The organism is Flavobacterium succinicans LMG 10402, from assembly GCF_000611675.1.
In the GTDB taxonomy this organism is placed as follows: domain Bacteria; phylum Bacteroidota; class Bacteroidia; order Flavobacteriales; family Flavobacteriaceae; genus Flavobacterium; species Flavobacterium succinicans.
On record NZ_JATV01000016.1, the window covers coordinates 22,786 to 40,815 of the forward strand.

General features: G+C 36.2%; 16 protein-coding genes. 10 read left to right on the plus strand and 6 right to left on the minus strand.

The features are described 5' to 3' along the window. Window positions 1-10 precede the first annotated feature (10 nt). The 8 genes from AO58_RS0114260 (at window position 11) to AO58_RS0114295 (ending at window position 9,617) form a co-directional block, all read left to right on the plus strand. The gene (locus tag AO58_RS0114260) at window positions 11-613 is read left to right on the plus strand and encodes a Uma2 family endonuclease (protein ID WP_024982348.1); all 603 of its coding nucleotides are present in this window, start codon (window positions 11-13) and stop codon (window positions 611-613) included. Beyond that, window positions 614-1,336: an SAM-dependent methyltransferase gene (locus AO58_RS0114265; protein ID WP_024982349.1), complete on the plus strand. Its 723-nt coding sequence runs from the start codon at window positions 614-616 to the stop codon at window positions 1,334-1,336. 297 nt (window positions 1,337-1,633) lie between these two features. After that, a complete protein-coding gene (udk, locus tag AO58_RS0114270; RefSeq protein WP_024982350.1) occupies window positions 1,634-2,242 on the plus strand; it encodes a uridine kinase in 609 nt (202 codons plus the stop codon). 21 nt (window positions 2,243-2,263) lie between these two features. Further along, on the plus strand, window positions 2,264-2,581 hold the full coding sequence (locus AO58_RS17330) for an FtsB family cell division protein (protein WP_035717872.1): 318 nt from the start codon (window positions 2,264-2,266) through the stop codon (window positions 2,579-2,581). Between the two features lie 21 nt (window positions 2,582-2,602). Further along, window positions 2,603-3,967, plus strand: coding sequence for a methylmalonyl-CoA mutase subunit beta (locus AO58_RS0114280; protein ID WP_024982393.1), 1,365 nt, complete (start codon window positions 2,603-2,605; stop codon window positions 3,965-3,967). Between the two features lie 41 nt (window positions 3,968-4,008). Continuing rightward, window positions 4,009-6,135 (plus strand): methylmalonyl-CoA mutase, encoded by a 2,127-nt coding sequence (scpA, locus tag AO58_RS0114285; protein WP_024982351.1) that lies wholly within the window; start codon window positions 4,009-4,011, stop codon window positions 6,133-6,135. A gap of 37 nt (window positions 6,136-6,172) precedes the next feature. Next, window positions 6,173-7,126, plus strand: a complete 954-nt coding sequence (locus tag AO58_RS0114290; RefSeq protein WP_024982352.1) for an AAA family ATPase — start codon at window positions 6,173-6,175, stop codon at window positions 7,124-7,126. 7 nt (window positions 7,127-7,133) lie between these two features. Beyond that, window positions 7,134-9,617 (plus strand): S8 family peptidase, encoded by a 2,484-nt coding sequence (locus tag AO58_RS0114295; protein ID WP_024982353.1) that lies wholly within the window; start codon window positions 7,134-7,136, stop codon window positions 9,615-9,617. A gap of 37 nt (window positions 9,618-9,654) precedes the next feature. On the opposite strand, the gene AO58_RS17335 is transcribed toward AO58_RS0114295, so the two are convergent. The 6 genes from AO58_RS17335 to dapF form a co-directional block, all read right to left on the minus strand. Then, complete coding sequence (locus AO58_RS17335) at window positions 9,655-10,428, minus strand: phytanoyl-CoA dioxygenase family protein (RefSeq protein ID WP_051536729.1); 774 nt, start codon at window positions 10,426-10,428, stop codon at window positions 9,655-9,657. A 297-nt stretch (window positions 10,429-10,725) separates the two neighbouring features. Further along, window positions 10,726-11,358: a hypothetical protein gene (locus tag AO58_RS0114305; protein WP_024982354.1), complete on the minus strand. Its 633-nt coding sequence runs from the start codon at window positions 11,356-11,358 to the stop codon at window positions 10,726-10,728. A 97-nt stretch (window positions 11,359-11,455) separates the two neighbouring features. Next, entirely contained in the window at window positions 11,456-12,241 is a 786-nt protein-coding gene (locus tag AO58_RS0114310) for a DUF2279 domain-containing protein (protein ID WP_081764676.1), read from the minus strand. A 113-nt stretch (window positions 12,242-12,354) separates the two neighbouring features. Continuing rightward, window positions 12,355-13,395 (minus strand): endolytic transglycosylase MltG, encoded by a 1,041-nt coding sequence (mltG, locus tag AO58_RS0114315; protein ID WP_024982356.1) that lies wholly within the window; start codon window positions 13,393-13,395, stop codon window positions 12,355-12,357. A 10-nt stretch (window positions 13,396-13,405) separates the two neighbouring features. Then, window positions 13,406-13,939 (minus strand): GNAT family N-acetyltransferase, encoded by a 534-nt coding sequence (locus tag AO58_RS0114320; RefSeq protein WP_024982357.1) that lies wholly within the window; start codon window positions 13,937-13,939, stop codon window positions 13,406-13,408. Between the two features lie 19 nt (window positions 13,940-13,958). Further along, the gene (gene dapF / locus AO58_RS0114325) at window positions 13,959-14,741 is read right to left on the minus strand and encodes a diaminopimelate epimerase (RefSeq protein ID WP_024982358.1); all 783 of its coding nucleotides are present in this window, start codon (window positions 14,739-14,741) and stop codon (window positions 13,959-13,961) included. 134 nt (window positions 14,742-14,875) lie between these two features. Here dapF and AO58_RS0114330 point away from each other — a divergent pair, with 134 nt between their 5' ends. Next, complete coding sequence (locus tag AO58_RS0114330) at window positions 14,876-16,276, plus strand: Do family serine endopeptidase (RefSeq protein ID WP_024982359.1); 1,401 nt, start codon at window positions 14,876-14,878, stop codon at window positions 16,274-16,276. A gap of 156 nt (window positions 16,277-16,432) precedes the next feature. Then, window positions 16,433-17,881 (plus strand): glyceraldehyde-3-phosphate dehydrogenase, encoded by a 1,449-nt coding sequence (locus AO58_RS0114335; protein ID WP_024982360.1) that lies wholly within the window; start codon window positions 16,433-16,435, stop codon window positions 17,879-17,881. Window positions 17,882-18,030: the final 149 nt, after the last annotated feature.

Genomic DNA, 18,030 nt, shown 5'->3' on the forward strand with positions numbered 1-18,030 from the left:
AACACAGCACATGTCAGTAGTAAAAAATTTTTCAGACTTAGATTTGACAAAAACCTACACCTATTCCGATTATTTGCTATGGCAATTTTCAGAGCGAGTGGAGCTAATCAAAGGATTTATCCGTAAAATGAGCCCTGCCCCAAGCCGAAAGCATCAAACGATTTCACAGAATTTGAATTGGAAAATTTATAGCTTTTTCGAAAATCGTCCTTGCAGTGTTTTTGTTGCCCCTTTTGACGTAAGACTTCCGATTGCCTCTTCAAAAAAAGACACTACTGTAGTACAACCCGATTTATGCATTATTTGTGATGAAAACAAATTAGATGATAAAGGCTGCAACGGCGCTCCAGATTTAATTGTAGAAATATTATCACCCAACAACAGCAAGCATGATGTAGATACCAAATTCAATTTATACCAAGAAAGTGGCGTAAAAGAATATTGGATAGTAGAACCCGAAGAACGTTTTGTTTTAGTATACACGTTACAAAACGAAGAATACATCGGATTAAAACCCTTTTCTGAAGGGCAAATAATTAAAAGTCCACTGTTTTCAGAAATGCAAATTACAGTTGACGAGGTATTCAAAAGAATAAACAAAGAAAAACACTAAATGAAACCAACTCTTTCGCTAGGAAAATTATACTTAATTCCAACCACTATGGGCGATTGTGACCCCATGGATGTTTTACCACAAACCATCAAAAGAAGCATCGATTTTATTGACCATTACATCGTAGAAAACGAAAAAACGGCCAGAAAATCAATCAAAATAGTGCAACCCGAAAAAAAACAATCAGAACTCGTACTTTTCACCCTAAACAAACACACCGAAACCAAAGAGCATTTGGCCATGATTCAACCCTTGCTCGAGGGAAAAAACATGGGATTAATGAGCGAGGCCGGTTGTCCAGGCGTAGCCGATCCCGGAGCAGTCATTGTAAAAATCGCACACGACAAAGGCATACAAGTCATCCCATTGGTAGGTCCTTCCTCTATCCTACTAGCCCTTATGGCTTCTGGGATGAACGGTCAAAGCTTTACCTTCAACGGCTATTTACCTATCGAAAAAGAAGAGAAAAAATCGGCATTGAAATTTTTAGAAAAATTATCTTTCGACAAAAACCAATCGCAAATTTTTATCGAAACCCCATATCGCAACAACAAACTACTCGAAGATTTGATTCAAATCCTACATCCCGAGACCCATCTTTGCGTAGCCACAGATATCACCCTACCTACCGAATATATCAAAACAAAAAAAATAGCGGCTTGGAAAAAAGAAAAAGTAGACTTACACAAACGCCCTACTATTTTTATTGTGCACAAAATGTAAACTAGCCCATACATCTAGTACTATTATTTCTATTAGAAGCAGGAAGATTAGGCTTTTCAGGCCACATCGTCCCGTGATCCGTTCTATCTTTACTGCCGAACCCCGGCAGCAAAGGATGCCACTCCTCCCGGGGCTAAAAGAGAAAAAAAGGCATTCTTATAGGCAGTAAAAAAACACTCTTTTAGCATTTATTTACTAATCATTTAATTAGCAAGTCTTTCAAAAATAGTCCGCAAAAACAAATTCGTATCTCTTTTAATTCTTATTTTTGTAACAAAATTTAAAAGTAAAGTTAGTATGCTCATCATAGGAATTGCGGGAGGAACCGGAAGTGGAAAAACAACAGTAGTACATCAAATCATGAATGAACTACCTGATGCCGAAGTGGGCATCATCTCACAAGATTCTTATTACAAAGAGAACAAAAACATGAGTTATGAGGAGCGTTCCAACATTAACTTTGACCACCCTAGGGCCATCGATTTTGAACTATTAGTAGCCCATTTAAAAGAACTAAAACAAGGCAACATCATCAATCAGCCGGTCTATTCTTTCATCAAACACAATAGAACTGATGACGTTATTATTACCCATCCAAGAAAAGTAATGATTGTAGAAGGCATCCTTATTTTTACCAATCCTGAAATTCGAGAATTATTTGACATTAAAATTTATGTTCATGCCGATTCTGACGAACGATTAATTCGTAGATTACGTCGTGATATATCAGAACGTGGCCGTGATATGGAAGAAGTATTGAGTCGTTACCAACACACGCTCAAACCTATGCACGAACAATTTATCGAGCCTACCAAAGCCTATGCCGATATCATCATTCCAAATGACAAATTCAATACGGTAGCTATTGATGTAGTTCGCGCCGTGATTAACCAACGTATTTTGTAATTCTTTTCCAATCTAGCAGCAATGATAAATTCATATAAAGACAAAAAATGGTTCAAACTACTTAGCAATAAGTATATTTGGGTAGGCTTATTTTTCATTGTTTGGATGACTTTTTTAGACAATTATTCTTATTTTGACCATCAAATGCTCAATAAGGAAATGGATGAGCTAAAAGAGAATAAAAAATATTACCAAGAAGAAATTAAAAAGGACAGCAAAAGCATTAAAGAATTACAAAATTCAGAACAGATAGAGAAATTCGCACGAGAAAAATATTATATGAAAAAAGAAAACGAAGACATCTATATCATAGAATTTGAAGGCGATACAATACAATAACAACAAACCCATACCAATACAATGGCGCAAAATCTATTTGAAGATTTCAATGCTGTTTCGGCTAAACAGTGGAAACAAAAAATTCAATTTGAACTCAAAGGTGCCGATTATAACGAAACGGTAATTTGGAATTCCCCAGAGGAAATAAAAGTAAAACCATTTTATGATAAGGAAGATCTAAAAGGTAATGCTAACGTTAGCACGCAAGCAACAGCGTTTACCATTTGCCAAAATATCTTTGTACACGACGTAGATAAATCCACAGAAAGGGCTTTAGACACAATTCAACGCGGCGCAACTAGCCTCCGTTTTACTATTCCTAATCAGAGCATCGCTGTAGAAAAATTACTTGCAGCACTTCCTCTGGAAAAAATCGATATTTATTTCGATTTCCAATTTCTTTCAATCGATTTCGTTGCAAAAATTGACCAAATTGCTAAAGAAAAAGAAGCTACGATTTTCTGCTTATTGGATCCTATCGGACAATTAGCCCAAGACGGCAATTGGTTTTCAACCCCTGAAAAAGACAATTTCGAAACCCTCGAATTGCTTTTTAATAGCACCCAAAATTGCACTTTATTGAGTGTCAATATGGGACTGCATCAAAATTCAGGAGCCACTATGGTTCAGGAAATCGCTTATGGTTTAGCGCAAGCCAATGAGTACTTCAACCGTGTTCCGAATTGTAAAAAAAGTGTAGTATTTCAAGTCGCCATAGGTAGTAACTACTTCTTCGAAATTGCAAAATTAAGAGCTTTACGTCAACTTTTTGAAATTGTATCCAATGCCTATGAATTGGATATCGATTGTCATATTCTAGCCACTCCAACTAAAAGAAACAAAACGATTTACGACTACAATGTCAATATGTTACGAACTACTACAGAATGTATGAGTGCCATTTTGGGAGGAGCAGATGCAGTTGCTAATTTGCCATATGACGCCTTGTACCACAAAGACAACGAATTTGGAGATCGTATTGCTAGAAATCAATTGTTGATTCTGAAAAACGAATCGTATTTCGACAAAGTCAACAATCCAGCTGACGGAAGTTATTATTTAGAAAGCATCACCCAACAGTTAGCAGAAAAAGCACTTCAATTGTTTAAAGACATCGAAAAAAACGGAGGTTTCTTAAAGCAATTGAAAGAAGGTACCGTCAAAAGAAAAATCCAAGAAAGTGCCGACAAGGAACAAGCTTTATTTGATACTGGTAAAAAAATATTATTGGGAACCAACAAACATCCCAACCAAGCTGACCGAATGAAGCACGATTTGGAATTGTTTCCTTTTGTAAAAATCAATCCACGAAAAACACTGATTACCCCAATAATCGAAAAACGTTTGGCCGAAAAAATCGAACAAGAACGACTCGCCTTAGAGTAAGCTTATTCCAACCAAAACGATTCACCATTACTATTCGAGCCATGAAAAGAAAAGACCTTCAACATATTACCTTAGACCATTCCACAAAAAGTGCTAGTTTACCTAGTCACGAGCCTTTCCTTACAGCGGAAGGTATTACGATTCCCCCTACCTATTCCGAAAAAGACATTGAAACCTTAGAGCATTTGGACTTTGGGGCTGGTTTTGCGCCCAACTTACGTGGACCATATGCGACTATGTATGTTCGTAGACCGTGGACGATACGCCAATATGCGGGATTTTCTACTGCCGAAGAGAGCAATGCTTTCTACCGACGCAATTTAGCCGCGGGTCAAAAAGGACTTTCCATTGCTTTTGATCTCCCTACGCACAGAGGCTATGATTCCGATCACGAACGCGTAGTTGGAGACGTTGGAAAAGCTGGTGTAGCCATTGACACCGTGGAGGATATGAAAGTGTTATTTGATCAAATTCCACTACAAGAAATGTCGGTATCGATGACTATGAATGGTGCTGTTTTGCCTATCATGGCTTTTTATATTGTAGCAGCAGAAGAACAAGGCGTATCTCCAGAACAACTCTCGGGAACGATACAAAATGACATTTTAAAGGAGTTCATGGTACGAAATACCTACATCTATCCTCCTACTCCTTCTATGAAAATCATTGCTGATATTTTTGAATTTACCAGCAAAAAAATGCCCAAATTTAACTCGATTTCTATTTCTGGCTACCATATGCAAGAAGCGGGAGCTACCGCAGATATTGAGTTGGCTTACACCCTAGCCGATGGTTTAGAGTACATTCGAACAGGTTTAGCCACTGGAATGAAAATTGATGAATTTGCGCCAAGATTATCTTTTTTCTGGGCCATTGGAATGAATCATTTTATGGAAATTGCCAAAATGCGTGCGGGCAGAATGTTGTGGGCTAAATTACTCAAAGAATTCAACCCTGCGGATGAAAAATCATTGGCCTTGCGAACCCATTGCCAAACTTCTGGCTGGAGTTTAACCGAACAAGACCCTTTTAACAACGTAGCACGAACCGTAGTAGAAGCGGCTGCAGCTGCTTTTGGAGGCACTCAATCATTACATACCAACGCACTAGACGAAGCCATTGCTTTACCAACTGATTTCTCCGCAAGAATTGCAAGAAATACCCAAATCTATTTACAAGAAGAAACCCAAATTACTAAGACGGTTGACCCTTGGGGAGGCAGTTACTATGTAGAAAGTCTTACGAATGAAATTGCCGAAAAAGCTTGGCAATTGATTCAAGAAGTAGAAGCCTTGGGCGGAATGACCAAAGCCATTGAAGCCGGTATTCCAAAGTTGAGAATTGAAGAAGCTGCCGCTAGAAAACAAGCGCGAATCGACAGCGGACAAGATATTATTGTAGGTGTCAATCAATACCGATTGGAAAAAGAAGATCCTTTGCAAATTTTGGATGTCGACAACCAAATGGTTCGCAAACAACAATTGGCGCAATTGGAAAAAATCAAAGCCAACAGAGACTCTGAAAAAGTAAAAAGTAGTCTCGAAAAATTGATTCATTGTGCCAAAACCAATGAAGGCAATTTGTTAAAAATAGCAATAGAAGCCGCAAGAAACCGAGCAACACTTGGCGAAATAAGCGATGCCTTAGAAACGGTTTTTGGGCGTTATAAAGCACAAATTAAATCTTTTAGTGGCGTGTATAGCAAAGAAATTAAAGACGACAAAAGTTTTGAAAAAGCCAAGCAACTTGCCGATGCTTTTGCCAAACAAGACGGAAGAAGACCCCGAATCATGATTGCTAAAATGGGGCAAGATGGACACGACCGTGGAGCCAAAGTTGTAGCCACAGGTTATGCCGATGTAGGTTTTGACGTAGACATTGGCCCTTTGTTTCAAACTCCAGAAGAGGCAGCCAAACAAGCCGTTGAAAACGATGTACATGTTCTTGGCGTTTCATCCTTGGCAGCAGGTCACAAAACCTTAGTCCCACAAGTGATTGAAGAACTTAAAAAATACGGCCGTGAAGATATTATGGTCGTAGTGGGTGGCGTCATCCCAGTGCAAGACTACCAATTCCTTTTTGACGCAGGAGCCGTTGCCGTTTTTGGCCCAGGAACCAAAATTAGTGAGGCTGCGATTAGTATTTTGGAGATATTGATGGAGGAATAAAAATAAATAGCTACATATATTTTTATACATTTGTCAAATGGCAACAGCAGAACAAATAAAATCATTATTGCAATCTCATTACAAAAACGATAATGAGAGATTCACTTCCATTGCCCTACAAGTAGCTGCACATGAAGCGAGACAAGGACATATGTCTATTGCAAAAGAGATAAAAGATTTAGTTGATAGGTCAAAGACGGATGGTTTTAAAGTAATCAAAATAAATCCCGATTTGAGTGATTTAGTTCTTGTCTATTATCCAGAAAATAGACTAAATGAACTAATTCTTTCTGATGAAGTTTCAAATAAATTAAACAGAATAATAAGAGAGTATAAACAGCGCGATAAGATCCTAAAATATGGATTACAAAATCGTAGAAAAGTTTTGTTGTCAGGTCTTCCTGGAACCGGAAAAACAGCTACAACTTCTGCAATATCAGGTGAATTAAAATTACCATTATATGTTATTATGATGGATAAATTAATGACCAAATATATGGGAGAGACCGCTTCTAAGTTGAGACAAATTTTTGATATGATGGTTTCAAATAGAGGAGTTTATTTATTTGATGAATTTGATGCTATTGGTGCTGAAAGAGGAAGGGATAATGAAGTTGGTGAGATGCGTAGAGTGTTGAATTCATTTCTGCAATTCATTGAACAAGATTCATCAGAGAGTATAATTTTTGGAGCTACTAATAATATTAAAATATTAGATTCAGCTTTATTCAGACGTTTTGATGATATTATTACATATACTCTTCCAAACAAAGAAGAGATTGAAGAATTAATAAAATTGAAATTGCATAAATTTCTTGGAGATTTTTCTCTTAAAACAACTGTTGAAGCTGCAAATAATTTAAGCCATGCAGAAATAACAAATGCTTGTAATGATGCACTCAAAGAAATTATTTTGACTGATAAAAGTACAGTTACGCAAAAGCTGTTAGTCCAAATGATGAAAGATAGAAAAAACAGTTATAATCTGTAATTATTTTATGAGTCAAAATTTTAAGCCGCATCTTTTTGTAAAAAACGTTCACTCTTCACAAGAGTATACTACTCCGCCACCTCCACCTATTAAAAATGTATTGCCACAAAGAGACAGACAGGGTCATGGAGATTTTTTGCTTTCCTCTTTAAATCAGATATGGGAAATATACAATCAAGAAGTAATACAAAGAACAGAAGTTGGTAAACCTGTAAAAGAAGGAGAATATATTACATTTATTAGTGCTGATAAGCAATTGTTAGAATTAGACTCTTTGAATTCTGATGGTGCTAAATTACTTAATGTTAAGACTAATCCAGAAAATAAATCACAAATTGCTACGGTATATATTCCTGATACTAAAAAAGAAAAGTTAATAGGAAAAATTAAAAAGTATCTTAATGAAGATACTAAAACAGGTCTTCCTGTTAGCCAAAAATTAGTTGAAAAAATAGATAAAATCCAAAGAACAACTTTACAATATATTTGGAGTGGTTCAAACGAATATTTACCAAATGAAGATGCGGTTTGGTGCGAATTATGGTTAGCAATTGAAGAATCAGAAAGGAACAATAATTTAAAAATACTTAACAATGTTTGTAATTATTTAAATGTTCAATTTTCTGAACAGCTAACTATTTTCCCTGAAAGGGTAATAGTTAATGTGAAATTAAATTACGACCAATTGATTGAACTTCTATATTCATTTGGTTCAATTGCAGAAATTCGACGAGCAGAAGAATTAAATAGTTTTTGGTTAGACCAAACAGTTATTAATAGAGAGAATTGGATTGAATCAGCAATAAATAATATTACTTATAATTCTGAAAATAATTACGTTACTATATTAGATTCAGGCATTAACAATGGCCATCAATTATTGAAAGATGCTTTGTCAGATAATGATCTTCTGACTGTAGATATAAATTGGGGTAAAAATGACTCCGGATATTATGGTCATGGTACAAGTATGGCAGGGATAGCTTTATACGGTAATTTAAATAATATTTTAGAAAATAATACACCTTTAGAAATCAGACATAGATTAGAATCAATTAAAATTCTTCCTCCAGATGGCAAGGGAAACGAACTTAACAAATGCCATTTTATTACTCAAAATGCAGTCAATATTGCGATTAAAAATAACACTGAATATAAAAGAATATTCTGTATGGCTGTAACAGGTAAAAATCAAAATGATTTTGGAAAACCTTCTACTTGGTCTGCTTTTTTGGATAATATAATTTTTGGAGAGGATAAAAATGATAAAAAGATTTTTGTAATAAGTGCTGGAAATGTCAGAGACGAGGATGATCATAAAAATTATCCAGAAAGCAATTTAAATCTATCCATTGAAAGCCCAGCACAAGCTTGGAATGCAATTACCATAGGTGCATTTACACAGAAAGTTTTACCAAATGATAATACTGTTGCAAAGGAATTTGAATTATCTCCTTATAGTAGAACATCAAGTTCTTGGGAAAGTTTTTGGCCTATAAAACCAGAAGTAGTTTTTGAAGGTGGAAATTTAAAAAAACTAAACAACGGTAGTATCGATCATCACGAAGACTTAGATATACTCACTACATCAACAAATACAAGTATAAATGCATTCGCTAGATTTAATGCAACAAGTGCAGCAACAGCATTTGCCTCTAACTTTTTAGCTAAATTAAGAGATGTGTATCCCAATGCTTGGCCAGAAACCCTAAGAGGATTAATGATTCATTCTGCATCTTGGAATTCTGAATTGATTAAGCAATTTAAAATCAATTTAAATACTGTTGGAGATAAAAAGAGATTATTAAGAATAGTCGGTTATGGAATTCCAAATTTAGAAAAAGCAATAGAGTGTAAATCAAATTACTTAACATTTATTTCAGAAGAGGTTATTCAGCCATATAAATTAGATGGCACTATAAAAACAAATGAAATACACTATTATGAATTCCCTTGGCCTTCTGAAATATTAGCAAATCTTGGGTCTGCTAATGTTACCTTAAGAATTACTTTATCATATTATATCGAGCCAAACCCTGGCGATAAAGGATATTCAACTAAATATTCATATCAATCTTGTGCGTTAAAATTTTTGCTGATAGATCCGACGGAAGATTTTGATAACTTCAAAATTAGAACAAATAGAATTAACATTGAAAACCTTAAAGACGAGTTAGGTGTTGATAAATTATCCGATGGAGATTATGATAAAAAACAAGAAAAAAGATGGTTTTTGGGAGCAGATACAGCTTTTAGAGGTTCTATTCATAGTAATTTTTGGGAAGGTTCTGCTGCTGATATTGCAGTTTGTAATAAGTTAGCAATATTTCCACTAGCATCAGGTTGGTGGAAACAATTAAAAAAGCAAAAAAAATATGATTCAGAATTACGTTATTCATTAGTTGTTTCAATAGAAACTCCTGAAAATACAGCAGATATTTATACTGCAATTGCTAATCAAGTGAATGTTCAAAATGAAGTTGTAGTATAAAAAACAGCAATATAATGGCTTTGTTATTTATGATAACTCAAACCCACTCTTTATCCTCTACATACGCTTCACTAATATAACTTAGGTATTGCACCATACGTGGCGAAGTACCGTAATTTGGCGTCGCGCAATGTGGCAAGGCTTGAAGCCAAATCACCATATCGCCAGCAGAGGCGCTAATGGCTTGGGGTTTGAGTGTTGCTAAAGCGTGTGCTCTCGGATGAACACCCTCTGGAACCTGCTCCATCCAAGAAGCAATCTGATGATGAAAACCAGGCACACAATGAAAAGCACCATCTTGTGGTCCACAATCTGACAAATAAATCAAACCTTGCAATCGGAACGGAATGGGCAATTGCAAACTCACATCCCAATGTAAACCATCTCCTTTGAAAACATAATTTGGCGTAACGGGTGGGTTAAAACTTATTTTATCGATGGTTTTATAAATAGCTTCAGACTGATACAGCTGTTCGAAAGCTTTCTTGATTCTCGCCGAAGCTCCGTTTTTTTCTAACAACGGATGGTCAAAAAAATTAACCATCATTCCGCGTTGTTGGGGATGGCTTTGGTACCAAGTCTCGGGTTGTTCTGGATGCATTCCCAAAAACTCCCAAATCAGCTGTTGGGTTGCAGCACAATCCGCCTTTGAAATCGCATTTGGTAAAATAAGATACCCGTTGGTTTCAAAAAACTGCAATTCGTCATCACTTAAAACTGAAGTTTCTTGAGTAACCGATTGAATAAGTTTTCCTTCTTTTTCTTGCACCCAACTTTCAAATTCTTCAATAGATGGTTTTTCAAAGTACAAATAATGCAAAGCTTCATCAATACCGACTCCTCTTTTGTATAAATATTCTATTTCATGTGTCTAGTTTGAGGTCCTTTCTTTGACTCCTAAGGCTCGATTTCTGAAAGCAACAAGTAAGTGATTGGTGTTCATTGGTAACTCATTTTAGTACTTTATCAAATATAGCCATTTAATAAAAAAACAGAATTCAAGATGTTCTAAAACACTGTTTATTAGTTATGAAACTAGAAATTATAAATTTGACAGCACAAAAAAAACCAGCTCTAAAGCTGGTCCTTATTTTTTTTTTGAAAAAATTTAAATTGAATGAACTGTAGCGTTGTTATCGGCTACAATGTTGGAAGTGTCATAACCTCCAAACTTTTTCAAATAGCTTCTTAATGAAGTTCCGTAAGCGTCTCGGAAAAATTTCTTCCCTTTATAACGAAAAAACTTTTTTACTGAACCTGCGCCTGCTAAATGCGCTGCGGCTAAAATTCCAGATTCTGTAATTAAAATCCCATCAATAACACTTCCTTCGTGTTTCTCAATGACTTTTTCTAAAAGATGTTTGTTTTTGGACAACAACGCTACGAATGCTTTTTCTTGCAATTCTGGGCTGTTCAAAAACTTTTTAGGACTTTTAACGCCAACCGCTTTGAGGGTTTGTACTCCAAATTGATATTTCCCTAAGTATCCCAAAGAATTCACTTTTTTATATTTTCCTCGTGATTCTTTGTGAGCTACTGCTTCTTTGAAACCAACAAACTGATTTTTGGTAAAGGGAATGTCAAAAGTTAAAGAATCTTTCAAAGGAAATTCGGCTTGTTTGACTTCCTTTTGCACCAATTGAACCTTGGGAGCGAGGCTCTTTTTCTCTTTTTTAAAACTCAAGCTTACATAGGCCACTAGGGCAATTAAACTCAAGAAAAAATACCATTTCTTTATCATAAATTGATTTTCTTCACGCGCTGTCACCTTGTGAAATTACTGCTGCAAAGATACCACTAAACAAAAAAGTAATTGAAAATCAAGCTGTTAAAAAATGTTAAAAGTAAAAGACATGGGCTTTAACCCCACTGTTTGAGCCAAATGACAAAGTAGGCGCAGGTACTTTTAAGGTGTTAATTAGTGAAAAAATAGTTTTTAATATAGAATTATTAGTCCGTATTTTCTGAAAATTAATATCAAAACTGAGGTAGAATTGTCGTTCGCGTTGATCATTTGGATTCAAACCCTGCGTCATGCCCTCGGCACCATAGCCAACTGCAAGATTAAGCCACTTGGGTAACGGTGCGTTAGGAAAAAAAGATGAAATATTTCCCGATAACCAATACGTTTGCCCGTTATAATCTTTTAAGAGTTGTTCCGAAAAACTATTGCCTAATTTGTTCGGATTTTGCGCAGCGAATGACGTGGTGTGGAAGGAAAATTTAGGGATAATGCGTTGCTCGTTCCAAAGTAATTCTTGCGAAACATAAAGTCCTGTTCCTACGGCATTGGCCAAGATATCGCCCGTAGAGGCGCCCCACTCGGCAGAAAAACCATCCATGATTTCCACTGCGGATAAAAAAACAAATCCCAGTGTAGCGCCATAAAGCAACTGATTTTTTTTACTCACTCCACTCCAATGCAAGGCCTCGGAACCAAAACGACCCAAATGATAGGATGAGTACATATGTCCGATTTTGTCCATTTGTAACCACTCGGCATTGTCATTGATAAAATGAAAGTTGGATTTAGGATAGTCCGCGTACCAAAGTTGATTCAATCCTAACAAGGCTCCTCCTCCCAATACCGTTTCGGTGATGATAACGGTATTTCGTCTTTGCATATTTAAAGAATCAGATGGGGTAAAAAAAGAGTTTGGAGCTACTTGCGCCAACAAAGGGCAAGTGCTCCAAAATAATAAAATCAATCGAAAGACTATATTTCGAGGTAAAACAATTATCGTTGCACACCTTGGCTGTTGATCCAATCTGAATATTTTTTAGCATTAATATTATGTTCCGGTAAAGTAGCTGCAAACTCGTGGTAACCAAAACGATCAACACTTGCACAGAAATAAATGTAATCGTGCTTTTCAGGAGTCAAAACCGCTTCGAGTGCCGTGATATCAGGCATTGCAATGGGTCCTGGAGGTAGGCCAATGTTTTTATAAGTATTGTATGGCGAATTTAAAAACAAATCGTTGTAAAAGACACGTTTTATGACTTGATCAAAATCATTACTTTTCTTCTTTAAGGCAAAAATCACCGTAGGATCGGCTTGCAAAGGCATTTCTTGTTTCAAACGGTTCAAATATACTCCAGCTATACGAGGTCTCTCGTCTCTTTTAACCGATTCTTTATGAACGATCGATGCTAAAATAGTAGCCGTAACTGGCGTTAGACCTTGTTTGGCTGCTTGTTGGGTGCGTTTTTCATTCCAAAAATTACGATATTCCTTGATCATTTTGTCACGGAATTTCTCGGCTGTAATGTTCCAATACACTTCGTACGTATTGGCAATAAACATCACAAAAACATTCTCTTCCGTAAAACCATTTTCTTTCAGGAAAACAGAATCTTTGAAGGTAGTCAACAGCGACAAACTATCTGGTTCGATTTGCGAACCCACACGACCAGCTAAATTTTCTAAGCGTTCTTGATTATTGAAGGCTAAATCTACGGGATCATTGCTGCGCATGGATTTGACTAATTCATAACTGTTCATTCCTTTTTTCAATAAGAAACGACCTGGCTTTACATTCTCAGCATAACTCATTTTGCCTGCAACCATTTCAAAGCGTTGCATATCTTCAACATAGGGTGCTATGAGTTTTTTGACAGCTGTATAATCTGAACCTGTTAGCACATAAACATATACTTTATCTTCATTGAATTTAGTATTGGCACTAAAGATTTGACGAATCAAAACAAAACCGTAAACTAAAAGTACCGAAGCTACCACAACAGCTACAATCGAAAGGATTTTTTTTACGTTCAAAATAAAATGATTAAAATTTGTGATTAATTAATTGATAAATGGCTTCGTCTTGATACACTCCATTGACTAGTACCCAATCTTTTTTTATTCCTATTTTTTGGAAGCCAAATTTAGTAAAAAGCGCCACACTTGCACTATTTTCTGTACCAATATTTGCATAGACTTGATGCAAATTCAAATCGTAAAACGAGAATTGAATCAACAATTCAAGTGCCTCAGAACCAATTTGTTGATTCCTTTTTTGGTCCGACTGTATGACAATACCCATACCTGCTCTTCTGTTTTTGGGATCAAATTCAAATAAATCGATTAATCCGATTGCTGGAAAATCTTGATCTTGACAAATTGCCAGTCGCAATTGTTTGGCTTCGTAAATATCCTGATGTGCGTTTTCGAGATACCGTTTGATCAAAAACCTACTGTATGGCGTTTGTGTATTGCTCACTTCCCAAATGCTTTGGTCATTTTCCATGGCATACACAAACTCTAAATCATTCGGTTCTAAAGCTCGCAGATATACGTTTTTACCTTTTAATGTATTCATGAATTATAAGGTGCAAAATTTAAATTTCAATTTGTCCCTTGAACACAAACGCTGCGGGACCTTTTAAGAAAACTTGCGTGTATTGGCTCCCGTTTTTTTCAAAAGACACTTCTAGCTTTCCACCTTCTACATTGGTATTTATTCGAGTAGCTGCTGTAACACCAGTAGCATGCATGGCAATGGCCACAGCAGTAACTCCGGTGCCGCAAGCCAAAGTCTCGTCTTCTACTCCACGTTCATAGGTACGAACGGCAAAAGTATCGTCATTGATTTGGCTCACAAAATTGACATTACTTCCTGCTTTGCCATATAATGCTCCGTAACGAATAGCTGCGCCTTGCTCTTTTATATTATAGTTTTTTAAATCCTCTACTATTTGAACATGATGTGGCGAACCTGTATTTAGAAACACATATTCTGGGGTGATTTTGATCTCATTTACATCAATCATTTGTAAAGAAACCAATCCATCAGGAGCAACAGTTGCATGATGCAAACCATCGGTAGCGATAAAAGTGGTCGCATTCTCAATAACGTTCAATTGTTTGGCAAAAGCTACCAAACAACGTCCGCCGTTACCACACATGGAACTCTCGTTTCCATCGGAATTGTAGTAGACCATTTTGAAATCAGTTTCGGTATCATTTTCCAACAAAATCAATCCGTCAGCACCTATACCAAATCGGCGATCGCATAATTTTTCAATAAGTTCAGTATTTTGTTTCGGAAAAAATAAAGATCGATTATCAACCATTACAAAGTCATTTCCAGTGCCTTGGTATTTATAAAATTCTAAAGTCATGTATATCATTTTGAAACACAAAAGTACAATTAATAATTATAGTTAAACACTGTTAAAGTACGTTAAACTCGTTTTTAGAAAATATTTTATGTGCTAAATTTGTCTCTAAATAACTAATAAAACTAAAATCTATTATGAAAAAAATCTCATCCTTATTACTAGTATCAGTCCTTAGTGGCGCCACTACCTTAGGTGGTTACAAACTTTTGTTTGATGACAACGGGTATTTTTCAAATAACAAAAAAGGTGTAGTAACTCTTGCTCAAGAAAATTACGGGAAAAATGTGGGACTCGCAGCTGAAGCAATAGATTTTACCGAGGCTGCTGAAAAAACAGTACACTCCGTTGTACACGTAAAAAACGTTTCTCGAAGAACCATTAGCAATCCTATTTTGGAATATTTTTATGGCTATGGCGGCGGACAACAACAAGAACAAGTAGGAACGGGCTCGGGAGTGATCATCTCTGAAGACGGTTACATCGTTACCAACAATCACGTGATTAAAGACGCTTCAGAAATTGAAATCACCCTCAATAACAAAAAAACCTACAAAGCAAAATTGATCGGTACCGATTCCAAAATGGATATCGCTTTGTTGAAAATTTCGGCCGATGAAAAATTACCTTACACCGTATTTGCCAATTCAGATAATGTAAAAGTAGGCGAATGGGTTTTGGCTGTGGGTAATCCATACAACTTAAATTCAACGGTAACTGCAGGTATCGTTTCGGCCAAAGCGAGAAACTTAGACGCGAGAGGCATTCAATCCTTTATCCAAACCGATGCCGCTGTAAATCCAGGAAATTCTGGTGGTGCGTTGGTAAATGCAAGAGGAGAATTAATCGGAATCAACACGATGATTTCTTCTCCAACAGGAAGTTATGCGGGGTATTCTTTTGCTGTACCTTCAAATAACGCTAGGAAAATTATTGAAGATTTAATGGAATTCGGAAACGTACAACGCGGAATTTTGGGCGTTGAAGGTGGTGAATTGAACAGTACGGCTTCTAAAGATTTGGGAGTGAAAGAAACAGAAGGTTTTTACATTAATAAAGTAACTAAAAATTCAGGAGCCGAAAAAGCGGGATTACAAAAAGGAGATATTATAGTGAAAATGGACAATCAAACCATTGCAACTTTTGCCGATTTGTCAGGATACATTAACACCAAACGTCCGAATGACAAAGTGGTGGTCAACTATATCCGTGAGGGTAAAAACAAATCGACCACAGTAACCTTGAGCAAAAACGAATATTTCAGTTCTGAATTTAAAGGCATTGAAGTAGAAAACATTGATGCAGCCGACAAAAAGAAATTCAAAATTGATTATGGGGTAAAAATCAAAGCCATTACCAACGAGCGTTACATTCAATATGCCGAAGAATTACAAGGCAATATCATTTTGAGCATCGATAATGTGAAAGCTACAAATGTAGAAACAGTTTCTTCAATTATGAAAAACAAATCCGAACAACAAAGTGTTCGTATAGAAATGATCAACCGAAATGGTGAAATTTTCAGAATAATCATTTAAAAAAAAATAACTTTATACCAACAGCCATCATACCTTAGCGTGTGATGGCTTTTTTTTATAAAAAAAATTCAAAAACAGTTTACGAAATCGATTGAAATAGGGTACTTTTGCAAAAATTTTAAAAAACACAACTTTATTTTTTTACAAAATTCATTCATGAGTACAACACATTTATACGAAAAGGAAGTGACTATTCAAACCGACAGAAGACGCTCGGGAGTAGAATTAATCAAAATTATTAGCGATTTATGGTATGACAAATCCATCGAGTTGGTCTTGTTCCGAAATCATTTAATCGACAGAAATGTGAGCGAAATTCTAAACTTGCACGAATACGCAGGGGAATTTGTTGGAAAACCAATTGCTGTTTCTGATTCGGTTGAAATTGCGAGTATAATTCTATCTTTAGACCTACCGCCTTCCAAATTGGATATCGGAAAATTGACTTACGAATACGGACTTTTGGATGAAAAATACCCAGATGCCAGACATTTTGTAATTGACAAACTAAAAGACGCCAAATTCACTGAGGAAATTCAACCCAAAGATGTGGTTTTATACGGTTTTGGCCGTATTGGTCGCTTATTGGCCCGTGAGTTAATGTCCAAAACCGGAAAAGGCAATCAAATGCGATTGAGAGCCATTGTTACTCGTGACAAAAACGACGCTACAAGCTTAGAAAAAAGAGCTTCTTTGTTGCGTTATGACTCTATTCATGGTGATTTTAATGGTTCTGTTATTGCCGATCCAGCCAACAATGCTTTAATCATCAACGGAACTACCGTTCATATGATTACTGCCAACACTCCAGAAGAAATTGATTATACAGCTTACAATATTGACAATGCCTTAATAATCGACAACACGGGAGCCTTCACTACTCAAGAAGCTTTGAGTCGTCACTTGACTTCAAAAGGAACCGATAAAGTATTACTTACGGCACCTGGAAAAGGTGTGCCGAATATTGTTCATGGAGTAAATCAAAACGAATACAATCCGGACGAGGTATCAATTTTCTCGGCAGCTTCATGTACCACCAATGCCATTACTCCTATTCTGAAAGCGATTGAAGATACTTTAGGAGTTGTAAAAGGACATTTAGAAACCATTCACGCCTATACTAACGATCAGAATTTGGTAGACAATATGCATAAAAAACACCGTCGTGGCAGAGCCGCTGCTTTAAATATGGTGATTACCGAAACAGGTGCTGGTAGTGCGGTTGCCAAAGCCTTACCGTCTTTAGAAGGAAAATTAACTTCAAACGCGATTCGTGTTCCTGTTCCCAATGGTTCATTAGTGGTTTTGAATCTTGAAGTAAACAAAGCAACTTCTGTCGAAGGCATTAACAACATTATGAAAAAATACGCTTTAGAAGGCGAATTGGTAGAGCAAATCAAATACTCGTTGAACAACGAATTGGTTTCTTCGGATATTGTAGGAACTACAGCCCCTTCCATCTATGATAGCAATGCTACTATTGTTTCTAAAGACGGAAAAAACATAGTATTGTACATTTGGTACGACAACGAATACGGCTACAGCCATCAAGTAATTCGTTTAGCCAAATACATTTCGAAAGTAAGACGTTATACTTACTATTAGTAGATAAAACCAACGTTAATTATAATTCAACAAACCATCAAGAGGCAACTTTTGATGGTTTTTTTTAACTCATATTTAGAGAAATATCACTTTTACCCCTCACAACGTATTTAACCGCTAGACTCGCAAAGATTAACACAAAGATCTCA